This is a genomic window from Cyanobacterium sp. HL-69 (assembly GCA_002813895.1).
Classification (GTDB): Bacteria; Cyanobacteriota; Cyanobacteriia; order Cyanobacteriales; family Cyanobacteriaceae; genus Cyanobacterium.
Genome location: CP024912.1, coordinates 1,563,359 through 1,574,763, shown reverse-complemented (window position 1 = coordinate 1,574,763; position 11,405 = coordinate 1,563,359). Strand labels below are relative to the sequence as shown.

Here is an 11,405-nt window from a genome sequence, read left to right as displayed (position 1 = left end):
GAGATGAATATTATTGGCTGGTAATGATTTTTTCATAATCCATAGCGAATTTTTCCCAACTATAATCATTTTCAATCATTTTATGAGCATTATAAGCTATTTCTTGACCTAAATCACGATTATCGAACAATTTACAGATTTGTTTTACATAGTCTTCTATTTTATTTGCCCGTAAGGCACAAAGGGGGTTATCTACGGTTAAGCCTTCTAATCCCCTATCACTGGCGACGATGGGAATACCTGTTGCCATGGCTTCAAGGGTTTTATTTTTGATGCCAAATCCTGTACGCATGGGAATAACACATACTGAGGCTTTGTGTAAATATTCTGCCATGGATGGTACTCTACCAGTTACGATTACTCCTTTCTTTTTGGCTAGGCTTTGGACTTCTAAGGAGGGTTTTGAGCCTACTATCATCAAGGTTGCGTCTGGATATTGGTTTTGAATTAGGGGAAAAACTTGGCGGGTAAAAAAACAAGTAGCATCAATATTAACAAAGTAATCCATTCCCCCTGTGATAATTAACGTGTGGTTATTTACGGGCTGGGGGCGAAAGGGGAATATATCTAAGTCAACACCATTGGGAATGACGGTAATGGCTGATTTTCCCGATATTTCCTTGATGGATTGGGCATCTTCGGCGGTGGTAACGACTAGATTGGTAAATTTTTGGCAATATTTTTTTTCGTAACGGTATAGTAAGGGGAGATAAATGCGATCGCGCTTAGGTTTTTCTGCGGTACCTGTTTCCAGTTGATTTTTACAGGTGCGATATACTGAACTATGGATATTTACTACGGTTTTAAGTTGTTGTTGCCATTGGGGGTTGACGTAGATTTCATTGACACTATGTTCGCAGGTAATGGCATCAAATTCTTTATTTTCAACCGCTTTATTAATCCATTCTTGCATCGAGTGGTTATAATTAGCTACTACGCTGGGGGGAGTGCCTGTGATGAGGAAGTTGGCAAAACGTTGGATAAATCCCCCTTGATGGTTATTTTGTTGGCGAGGAAAGGTTATTAGGTTATCTACATAGGTTTTTAATGCTTCGATTTCTGATGGTTGTACTTCTTCATCGATTTGAGTAACCATGGTTAGGCGATGATTTGCCTTAAGATATTTAATTAGATTAAATGTTCTGACTTGGGTTCCCCCCCGACTGGGCGGATAGGGAAAGGTGTTGGAAATTATTAAAATTTTCATGTAAAGTTAAGGGCGATCGCCCTTATATTAATAATTAAGAATAAAAAAAAGATTTTGGTTATTATAGTCATAAAATCATCATCCTAATGTAATTATGCCCAGAGTTAGTGTTTGTATCCCAACCTATAATAGATCTGACTATTTACAATATTCTGTTAACAGTGTTTTAAATCAAACTTACTCAGATTTTGAACTAATTATATGTGATGATGGCTCAACAGATAATACAGCAGAAATAGTTGATAATTTTAAGGATAATCGCATTATCTATATTCAACATAAAAAAAATATAGGTAAAAGTAACAATATGAGATCCGGATTTGAAAAAGCTACGGGAGAATACTTTTTAAAACTTGATGACGATGATGGTTTAACTCCAGAATTTTTAGAAAAAACAGTAAATATTTTAAATACAAATCATCAAATAGATTTTGTAGGTACAGATCATTGGATTATAGATAGTAAGAGTATAAGAAATGAAAGCATCACTAAAATAAACTCTGAAAAATGGGGACGAAATAACTTAGAAGAAGGGATAGTTAAAGATTTACTAGAAAAAGTGTTTATTAAACAAGTTTTTCAAATTGGAGCAACGTTATTTCGTAAAAAAATATTAGATGAAGTTGATTTTTTATTACCAAATATTCAAAATTGTGAAGACAATGATCTTTTTGTAAGACTAGCTCTAAATAATAAAAATGGTTATTATTTACCATTAATACTAATGGAGTATAGATTCCATGAGGAACAAAATACCTTGGATCGTTCTATAGTTTATTTAGAAGATTATTTAAACTATTTAAACAGATTTAATTTTAATGATAAGATAGTAGAAGATTATCGTAAAACCAGAATTAATACTACCACAATATTTTTAGCTTTAAGATTAATTGAACAAGGACAAACTACCAAAGGAAGAAAATATATTAAAGAGTTAATCTCGAAAAAAAATAATTCACTTAGAGTTTATTTAGGGTTAGTCTTATCATATTTTCCTCTGGTTATTAGACAAGATCTTTTTAAGTTGATTAGAAGACTTAAGCCAAAAGATTATGCTGAACAAGTAAGATCAAATAGTTAATTATTTTGAATATACTAAATATATAATAATTTATATTATATTCTGCATCGTAACTTAACTTAACGGAATGAGTATTACATAATACAATAAACTAACTATCTTAAAAAACAGAATTTTAATTTATGTTATGATATTTCCAGTTTTTTATAAATTTTATATATTATGGATAAAATCCCAAATAACAATTCTCAAAATATAGTTCTTGCCTTGGTGGCTGTAGCCGGTTTATCCGTTGCCCATCAAAGTGGCTTGGCTGGTCAACTATTTCAGGTACTAGACCAAAATTTAGTTAAATCAGCATCGGCACAAAATGGCCAATTGATTGAGAGAAACGGTGCGATCGCCCCTAGTAGTTTACAAATCAAAGAAATCAAAGAAAATCTAATCCAACTAGAAGGAAACCGAGCCTATCAAATCGAAAATGGTGGAATTCGTAAACCCTTACAAGATGGATTTTACCGATTTGTTAGCGGAGAAATTTTAACAGTTCAAGAAGGACTTATCACAAATGGACAGGTAGCCAAAGAATGTATTGGTAACTGCGATCTTGTTAGTCAGAGTTGGACAGAGGGAGGTACTTGGACGCAAGGCCCTGATGCTGGCCCTTGGTCTGAATCTGGTTGGAGAGAAGGAGGAAATTGGGAAAGAGATGCCAGTGGAGATGATCAAATGCGTCGTCTTGAAAATGGTACCAGCATCCCCAGAGTAAGAGATAGCTTTGACCGAATTCAACTTGATAATAATCGAGTATCTCCTCGCATTATAACCCCCGTAGATCCTAGTACCCCCGTAGAACCGCCCGTTCGACCTGGAAGAATCAATACCATGCCTCGTAATACCACTACTCCTAATAATTTCGGAAGATAATTAACAGAGCAAAGACAAAATAGTAGGAGAAAACATCAGAGTTTCTCCTATTTCCAATACATTTTATGAATTAGGAGAATAAAAATGCACTTTGTAATGAAGTTAAGTAAACTTTGCAATTTACGCTGTAATTATTGCTATGAATACGAAGAATTAGACAATAAAGAAAGAATGCCTTTAGAGGGACTAGATTTTTTCTTCCGTAATTTAGCAATTTATTTAAAATCACAACCTGTGGAAAATAGAGTAGTTAATTTTATTTTACATGGAGGAGAGGCGTTATTGTTACCCCATAGTTATTTACGAGCTTTTCGGGAAATACAAAAAAAATATTTAGACTCAGCAGGTTTGGAATATACCAATGGAGTGCAAAGTAATTTGGTACAGATTTCCGATGCAACTTTAGATTTACTAGAGGAGTTGGAAATTAGTTTGGGTATGTCCTTTGATGTATTTGGCAATCAAAGAATAGATATTAAGGGAAAAGATTCTCAAGATCGAGTCTTGGATAATATGCAAAGACTGATAGACAGAAATATTCCTTTTGCAGCAATTATGGTACTTCATGGAGCTAATATCAATCATGTGTTACCCACCTATGAGTTTTATAATGATTTGCACATAAGCTATAGAATGTTGCCCATTTTTAGTCACACCAATCCTCCTCCACGGGTTGAACCCATTTTGGTGAGTCATGAACAAACTTTAAAGGCGCTTCAAGAGGTGGCAAAGGCTCAATTTGCTCAACCTACTAATATTAAAGTTTTACCTATATGGGACTATTTTAAAGCAGCAGTTCGTTATTTAGCGGGGGGGCAAAAAACTATTTATAATCCTCAAACGGAAGAATGGGCATATATCGTTAATACCAATGGGGATGTCTATAGCCATGGGGATGCCTATTCTGCTGATGGTTTGATGGGCAACATTTTTCGTCAATCATTGACCGAAATTAGACAAAGTGCTGAATATGAGCATACGATTTCTGTTCGTCAAAGTCGTTCGGAAAACTGTCATAGTTGTTCTTTTTATGGTTATTGTAATCAGTTACCCATTGCAGAGGCCATTTCTAGTGAGCGAGTTTATGATGAAAATGGCAAGTTAGAATGTACTATTGCTAAACCGATGATTCAATTTATGATTAATCAAATTGAGCAGTCTGATTCTGGCAAACTTTTGTTGAATAATTTTGATTCTTCTTCAGATTTGGAAAATCAAATGATTCCTAGTTAATTTTTTATTATCTTCAGGGGCGCTCGTTATCATAGCATTGCGCTCCATGGAAGAATTATGGGCGATCGCAATTAGTCGGTTTTACTTGATTGCTCTTAAACATTGATTGAAATAGAAAGAGTAATCATTAAGTCAAAAATAAAATCATGACTGCAACCAGTGCTGATGATGTTTAGAACTTGTGAGGGAAATTGGTAGAAGCTCAAAATAAACTGAACAACTATTAAAAAAATAATCACAAAAAACCGATAAACAACTTAAACTATTAAGTCAAGAAATATGAGGTTTAGGGGAAGAGTATGGTCGTTTTGTGGGTAGATTGCCCCTACTTGTGAAACTATCCTTGCTAGTCGTGGTATTCCTATTCACCAACTATTCAAAAGAGTCAAGAAAAAGTTAGATTATAAAACTTTAGAAATTAATGCTTTAGTGACCAATGAAAATTATGTTCTGGCAGTGAAAATTAAGAGCAGTTTAAGTGTAGAAGATGTCAAAGAATTTATTTTCAATTAAGTAGCTGATTCAGAAATCTTCAATATTTTCAAAATATTTTACAAGTATGATTTCTGATAACTCAGGGCAATTAATTACCTCAATGATATTTACCACATCACTTTCTCATAAATTTTTAGTATACGTTTGCCCTAAAAATATCTAGGGCGTGTCATCAATTAAGCCATATAACGACTGCGGCTAGATAAATAGCACCAAGAAAATTTATTTTTCGTTTATCATACCTAGTGGCTATGGCTCTATATTGTTTTAATCGGGCAAAAAAGTTCTCAATCAAATGTCTTGCTTGATATAAATACTTATCATATTCTCGTTGTTCTTTTCTATTTCTTTTTGGTGTAATAACCGCTATTTTATCCTGCTTCTTTAGCTTTTCCAGAACTCTTTCATCCGCATCATAACCTTTGTCCCCTAACAAAATATCTGCCTTTATTTCTTTTAGTAAAACATCTGCACCGTCCAAATCACATTTTTGTCCTCCGGTGAGGAAAAAACCTGTAGGATTACCTAATGCGTCAACCGTAGTATGAATTTTTGTACTTAAACCTCCTTTACTTCGACCTATTGCTTCCTCGTTTTTATCCCCCCTTTTGCACCAGCACTATGCTGGTGTGCTCTTACTATGGTTGAATCAATCATGGCATATTCATCGTCACTATCTCCTGCCAAAATTTGAAAAACTTTTTCCCAGACACCTTTTTTATTCCAACGACTAAAACGAGTATGAACCACTCTAAAATCACCAAATCGACTAGGTAAATCTCGCCAAGGAATACCAGCTTGATACCTGTACAATACCGCTTTGACAAAAAGTCGATTATCTTTGGCGGTGACTCCCACTGTACCAAATCGACCCGGTAATAAATCTTTAATTTTTTCCCATTGATCGTCTCTCAAACCATACCTGCGCATCTCTACCATATCCTCACTTTTGTCACAATTACTATCATCCTTATTTTATCTGTTATTCTCTTTTATTTGATGACACGCCCTAAAATTTTTCTTTCTGATTCCACTATTCCGATAGTTTTTAACCCCACCCATTTTTCACTATCGATGAAATCTGCCACCGAATTCATCAACCAGTAACGACGTTTTTCAATTCGACCATGATTCTTTTCTATGGTTTCATATTTTTCCGCCAATGATTTCTTGATAATTATTTTTCCATGCCCAATCAGATAATTGTTTTACATCCTCAAATAAATTACCTTGATTACCTTTGAGGCTAAGAATATACTCTCCCCCTTTCTCGATAATCCTTTTAGCTATGTCCTTTTGACACCCCATTGCATCAATGGTCACAATACAACCATTAAGTTCTAAAACTGCCAATAATTTCGGAATTGCTGTAATTTCATTGGATTTATCTTCTACTTTTAACTGTCCCAAAACCAAGTTATTATTACTAGCCCACGCACTTACCATATGAATGGCACTTTTATTTTGACTTGAATCATAAGAGTGCCGTAATGTTTTACCATCAATAGCTATTATTTCTCCTTGTGTTATCTGAGCAATATGATTAATCCAATCTAGGAAAGCTGATTGTAATTGCTTTGGACATAGACGAGCAAATAAACGATCAATAGTATCATGAGAAGGAATACCATTGGGCAGTTCGAGAAATGTTTCTAGCCAAGATACTTTACTTTTACCATATTCTTCAATTTCCACCCAAGAGTCGGCACCACAAATAACGGCTAAAATTGTTAATGCTATGATATCAACTAATTTATGTTCAATTAAGTAACTGGTTCGTGGGTCTTCAATATTTTCAAAATGTTTCCACAAGTATGATTTCTCAGAAATCACGGCTATTAATTTCCTCTATGATGTTTACCATATCACTTTCTCATAAATTTTTAGTATGCGTTTGCCCTGATATCTAGTTATTATTTATTTCGGTTTAATTCCAAAACTGTTATAATTAAATGTTTGGCAACAAAAAAACAACCTTGCTTCTTAAACTCAAGAAGGAAGCCACTATAGTCCATAAGGAGAAAAATTTTAAAATGACTACACCCAACACCTATGAATTAATGTTTATCTTGCGTCCTGACTTAACCCAACAGCAAGTAAACCAGCAGATGCACAAATATCGTGATCTTCTCAAAGACTTAGGTGCACAAAAAGTGTCCATGGAAGTATGGGGCAAACGTCGTCTCGCTTACGAAGTTCAAAGATTTCAAGAAGGATTTTATATCTTAAGTTACTTCACCGGGGATGGATCTCAAGTAGCCCCCCTCGAAAGAAATATGCGTCTAAGTGAAGAAGTAATTCGTTACTTAACCATGAAACTAGACAAAGAAATTGAATTTGAGGAAAACGAACTTCCTGAAGTAGAAGAAACCGTTGAAACTCCTGCTCCCGTAGTTGCTACCGAAGAATCTTCGGAAGAAGTAGTCGCTACCGAAGAAGAAAAAGAAGAAAACACCACCACCGAAGAGCCAGAAGAAGCCACTCCCGTGGAGGCCTAATTAACCGTAGGGTGGGCAATGCCCACCTTGTTTTTTTCAAATTAACATTAATAATAGTTGTGTTAAAAAAAGGAAAAGGTTGGCGTATCGGTTGGCAAGAAAAACCTGACATATATAAAGGTTTAATTGGTGCTGATGACTGGGCATTGGAATTATCAGCCCCTGAAATGGAAGATTTTTGTCGTCTTCTTGCCCAAATCAGGGACACCATGGACAGTATGGCAGAACATCTGATGGAGGAGGAAACTATTTCTTGTGAGGTGGAAAGCCCTTTGTTATGGCTAGGGGCGGACGGTTATGTGAATAATTATCGTTTACGAATTATTCTCCATCAACATCGTGGGGCGGAGGGTAGTTGGCAAAGCCATGCGATTCCAGAGTTAATCAAGGCGGCTCAATCTTTGAAATCATTTTGACTTGACAACCATAAGTTTTATTCGCTATAATCATATACTGTTGAGAAACGGGGCGTAGCGCAGCTTGGTAGCGCACCACTTTGGGGTAGTGGGGGTCGTGGGTTCAAATCCCGCCGCTCCGATAGTCAAAAACAAACTAAAATAGTTCAGATTCTTCTAGGGAAGTTTTTGGACTCTCTTTTTTTATGGGGGTATATCATTGATGACTAACAGACAGGGGGAAATTAATGGTTTACTAGAGCCTTTCCAACGGTTTGGCATTAATTTGGGCTTAGTGAGAATTAGGAAACTTTTGGCTGAGTTGGGCAATCCCCATGAAAGAGTACCTTTCATCCATGTGGCGGGTACGAACGGTAAGGGTTCGGTATGTGCTTATTTATCGTCTATTTTGACGGAAGCTGGTTACAAAACTGGTCGTTTCATTTCTCCTCACCTCATCTGTTGGAATGAACGAATTTGTATTAATAATCAACATATTACCGATGATAGTTTGATTGAAATTCTATCTCATATCAAAAAAACGATCGCCCTTCGCCCTGCCGATACTCCCTCCGAGGAATACCCCACCCAATTTGAGGTGATTACTGCTGCGGCTTGGCTTTATTTTGCCCAATGTCAGGTAGATGTGGCCGTGATGGAGGTGGGTTTGGGTGGTAGATTAGATGCTACTAATGTGGGCGATCGCCCCTTAGCCAGTATAATTACATCTATTAGTAGGGAACATTGGCAAAGATTAGGAGATACCCTCGGTAAAATCGCCACAGAAAAAGCAGGGGTAATAAAACAGGGATGCCCCGTCATTGTGGGTAAACTTCCCCCCGAAGCCCATGAAGTGGTGATGGAAAAAATTGAAACTCTCCAATGCCCCCACACATCAATCGAACCAGCCCAAAGAATAACCAAAAATCAAGAATCATGGGCTACCTATCAGGGCATAGAATATCCCTTGAGTTTAAACGGAGACATACAACTTCATAACTCCGCCATTGCGATCGCCACGATCCAAACCCTTATCAAACAAGGATGGCATATTGATCCCCAAGTTATTATCCAAGGGATGAAAAAAACCCGTTGGCAAGGCAGACTAGAATGGACTACATGGCAAAATCAGCCTATGCTCATCGATGGCGCTCACAACGTTGACTCAGCCAAAATTCTTAGAAAATATATTGATACCCTCCACAAAAAAACCACTTGGGTAATGGGAATGTTATCCACAAAAGATCATCAAGGAATCCTAAAAACATTATTAAAATCAGGGGATCAACTGATCATAGTACCGGTACCCGATCATAGTAGTGCAGAACCCACAGAATTAGCCCATATAGCCCAACAAACCTGTCCTGACTTAGATAAAATCAAAATAGAATCAGACTTATTTAAAGGACTAGACCAAGCCCTTATCGTGGCTAATCCTGAAGAAAATACCATCGTCCTTTGTGGCTCACTGTATTTACTTGGTCACTTTTTGGGTAAAACCCAAGAGAAATAATACCTTCAATGTCAAAAACCAGAAAATATAAAATATGTTAACCTCGATTTGTAATGGAAAATTAGATTAAAAACAAAGATATAATCCTGCCCAAGAAATGGGGACACATTTTTGTAACTCTAATGTATTATTCAAAAAAACTTGCAAAAAAGATTGTCGTGCAAAAAAATAATTCACCTTCTGCCCTCGAAAACTTTAGTAGAAATGAAAAGTTTATTACCCTATAATAAATTCTTCATTAACCCCTTTTTCCATTGAAAAAAATTACTGCTCCGCCTAAAATGCAAATAGTACCTCCCATTCCTAAAAGGAAGAAAAATTCCCCTAGTACCACTCCCTACACCACCCTTTCCAATATTTCTCAACAGAAAAAGAAAAAGTGGCTAACCGTAGGACAAAAAGATCAACCCATCATGATCATGATTTTGATTACTTTGTTCCTCTTTGGCGGTATTGCATCTCGATTAACTTATTTTCAGATTATCAAAGGACAGGAGTTTGCGGAAAAAGCTGCCTCTAATCGTACCAGAATTATCCCTCAAGCCCCCGTTAGGGGTAATTTATTCGATCGCAAAGGGAGGGTATTAGCATCCACTCGTTTATCCCACTCTGCCTATTTATTACCCAGAATACAAATACAACCCAACTGGGAAGAAGTAAAAATTGAACTGGCAAAAATTTTAAATACCAACCCCGAAGAATTACAAGAAAAATTAAAAGGAGAAAACCTCGATAGTCCTACCCTCGTAAAAGTCGGTAGTAATCTCACCCCCCAACAAATAACCGCCATCGAAGAAAATAGAGAGATATTGGGGGAAGTAGAATTAAGCATCGAGACAATTCGTAATTATCCTAACAATAGAGTTGCTTCCCACGTCTTGGGTTATACCAGAGAAATTAACGCCGAAGAATTAGAACAACGACGCAACGAAGGTTATCGCCTTGGGGATGTCATCGGCAAAATGGGTATTGAGAGGGGTTTGGAATCCAAATTGAGAGGGCAATGGGGGGGAATTGTCCTTGAAACCGATGGCGCTGGAAAAATTGTGCGCCGAGTGGGGGTACAAGAAGCCGTTGCCGGGCAAGATATACAACTCACCCTCGATTTAGAATTACAAAAAGTTGCAGAGGAAGCCCTTGGCGATCGCAAAGGTGCCGTAGTAGCCCTAGATCCCCGTGATGGTGGCGTTTTAGCCATGGTAAGTTATCCAGGGTTTGATCCCAATATCTTTTCTGATAACATCACCCCCGAAATTTGGCAAGAAGTACAAGGACAAGGAAACCCTTTCATTAACCGCTCCATAGTCGGTTTTCCCCCCGCCTCCACCTTCAAAGTAGTTACCGCGGCCGCGGGTATGGAAACAGGAAAATATCCCCCTAATACCGTATTACCTACCTATGCCTTTTTGCGCAGAGCAGGAATGGCCCTAGGGGAATGGAATCGGGCTGGTTTTGGCCCCATGAACTACATTCGTTCCATGGCTTGGAGTAGTAATACTTTCTACGGGCAAATCGGCTATGGGGTAGGAGGAGAGAATTTGATCGAGTGGTCAAGAAAATTTGGTTTTGGCAGTAAAACAGGTATTGAATTAGTAGAAGAAACCCCTGGTTTAATCGCTGATAATGAATGGAAACAAAGTCGCTTTAACATGGACTGGACAGCAGGAGATACCCTTAATATGTCCATTGGGCAAGGTTTTACCCTCGCTACCCCATTACAAGTGGCGGGGATGTTTGCCATACCAGCTAATGGTGGTTATCGCATTGTCCCCCATTTAGAAAATGACTCAGAAACCTACCTTGCCAAAAGAGAATCTTTAGGAATGAAACCTGAAACCATCAGTACCATCAAACAAGGACTTCGAGCAGTAGTTACCAGTGGTACTGGGGGAGGTTCTGCTGTTCCTGGCATTGCAGTGGCGGGAAAAAGCGGTACCGCCGAAGCCCCTCCTGGAAAATCCCATGCGTGGTTTGGGGCTTATGCTCCCTATGACGACAACCCTTCTATTGTGGTGGTGGCTTTTGTGGAACATTCTGGGGGTGGTGGTGGTGCCGTGGCGGCCCCCATTGTACAAAGGGTTTTATCTGCTTATTTTGCTAATGAAACTAATTAGAG

10 protein-coding genes, 1 tRNA gene and 1 pseudogene are annotated in these 11,405 nt (G+C 37.5%); 8 read left to right on the top strand and 4 right to left on the bottom strand.

All coding sequences use genetic code 11. The features are described 5' to 3' along the window. Nucleotides 1-10: 10 nt before the first annotated feature. Entirely contained in the window at nt 11-1,207 is a 1,197-nt protein-coding gene (locus tag AA637_RS07275) for a glycosyltransferase family 4 protein (RefSeq protein WP_446684497.1), read from the bottom strand. Between the two features lie 94 nt (nt 1,208-1,301). Here AA637_RS07275 and AA637_RS07270 point away from each other — a divergent pair, with 94 nt between their 5' ends. From AA637_RS07270 to AA637_RS07260, 3 genes are all read left to right on the top strand, one after another. Further along, a complete protein-coding gene (locus tag AA637_RS07270) occupies nt 1,302-2,288 on the top strand; it encodes a glycosyltransferase family 2 protein (RefSeq protein ID WP_446684496.1) in 987 nt (328 codons plus the stop codon). A 162-nt stretch (nt 2,289-2,450) separates the two neighbouring features. Next, nucleotides 2,451-3,155, top strand: coding sequence for a hypothetical protein (locus tag AA637_RS07265; RefSeq protein ID WP_446684495.1), 705 nt, complete (start codon nt 2,451-2,453; stop codon nt 3,153-3,155). A 96-nt stretch (nt 3,156-3,251) separates the two neighbouring features. After that, nucleotides 3,252-4,388, top strand: a complete 1,137-nt coding sequence (locus AA637_RS07260; protein ID WP_446684494.1) for a radical SAM protein — start codon at nt 3,252-3,254, stop codon at nt 4,386-4,388. Nucleotides 4,389-5,055: 667 nt separating this feature from the next. Here AA637_RS07260 and AA637_RS07255 read toward each other — a convergent pair. The 3 genes from AA637_RS07255 to AA637_RS07245 all read right to left on the bottom strand — a co-directional run bounded on the left by AA637_RS07255 (nt 5,056) and on the right by AA637_RS07245 (nt 6,695). Continuing rightward, nucleotides 5,056-5,813, bottom strand: a protein-coding gene (locus tag AA637_RS07255) for an IS5 family transposase (RefSeq protein ID WP_446684547.1) whose coding sequence is annotated in 2 segments (ribosomal slippage) — nt 5,056-5,474 and nt 5,474-5,813 — 759 coding nt in all. Because the reading frame shifts where the segments join, the coding sequence is not laid out codon by codon here. A gap of 62 nt (nt 5,814-5,875) precedes the next feature. After that, nucleotides 5,876-6,046, bottom strand: coding sequence for a hypothetical protein (locus tag AA637_RS07250; protein ID WP_446684493.1), 171 nt, complete (start codon nt 6,044-6,046; stop codon nt 5,876-5,878). Then, a complete protein-coding gene (locus tag AA637_RS07245; protein WP_446684492.1) occupies nt 6,030-6,695 on the bottom strand; it encodes an ISAs1 family transposase in 666 nt (221 codons plus the stop codon). Before AA637_RS07245 ends, AA637_RS07250 begins: the two co-directional genes overlap by 17 nt. Before the next feature lie 221 nt (nt 6,696-6,916). On the opposite strand from AA637_RS07245, the pseudogene rpsF reads away from it, so the two are divergent. The 5 genes and pseudogenes from rpsF to mrdA form a co-directional block, all read left to right on the top strand. Further along, nucleotides 6,917-7,270 (top strand): annotated as a pseudogene (gene rpsF / locus AA637_RS07240) (30S ribosomal protein S6); the annotation flags it as partial. Between the two features lie 170 nt (nt 7,271-7,440). Further along, a complete protein-coding gene (locus AA637_RS07235) occupies nt 7,441-7,797 on the top strand; it encodes a DUF1818 family protein (protein ID WP_446684491.1) in 357 nt (118 codons plus the stop codon). A gap of 48 nt (nt 7,798-7,845) precedes the next feature. After that, nucleotides 7,846-7,919, top strand: a tRNA-Pro gene (locus AA637_RS07230). An 80-nt stretch (nt 7,920-7,999) separates the two neighbouring features. Then, on the top strand, nt 8,000-9,289 hold the full coding sequence (locus AA637_RS07225) for a bifunctional folylpolyglutamate synthase/dihydrofolate synthase (protein ID WP_446684490.1): 1,290 nt from the start codon (nt 8,000-8,002) through the stop codon (nt 9,287-9,289). Between the two features lie 281 nt (nt 9,290-9,570). Continuing rightward, nucleotides 9,571-11,403 carry a penicillin-binding protein 2 gene (gene mrdA / locus AA637_RS07220; protein WP_446684489.1) on the top strand — a complete coding sequence of 611 codons (1,833 nt, stop codon included), beginning with the start codon at nt 9,571-9,573 and terminating at the stop codon, nt 11,401-11,403. Nucleotides 11,404-11,405 lie beyond the last annotated feature (2 nt).

Excerpts from the sequence above, each read along its gene's own strand:
- AA637_RS07275 (WP_446684497.1), bottom strand. The coding sequence starts at position 1,207 with ATGAAAATTTTAATAATTTCCAACACCTTTCCCTATCCGCCCAGTCGG.
- AA637_RS07270 (WP_446684496.1), top strand. The coding sequence starts at position 1,302 with ATGCCCAGAGTTAGTGTTTGTATCCCAACCTATAATAGATCTGACTAT.
- AA637_RS07265 (WP_446684495.1), top strand. The coding sequence starts at position 2,451 with ATGGATAAAATCCCAAATAACAATTCTCAAAATATAGTTCTTGCCTTG.
- AA637_RS07260 (WP_446684494.1), top strand. The coding sequence starts at position 3,252 with ATGAAGTTAAGTAAACTTTGCAATTTACGCTGTAATTATTGCTATGAA.
- AA637_RS07225 (WP_446684490.1), top strand. The coding sequence starts at position 8,000 with ATGACTAACAGACAGGGGGAAATTAATGGTTTACTAGAGCCTTTCCAA.
- mrdA (WP_446684489.1), top strand. The coding sequence starts at position 9,571 with ATGCAAATAGTACCTCCCATTCCTAAAAGGAAGAAAAATTCCCCTAGT.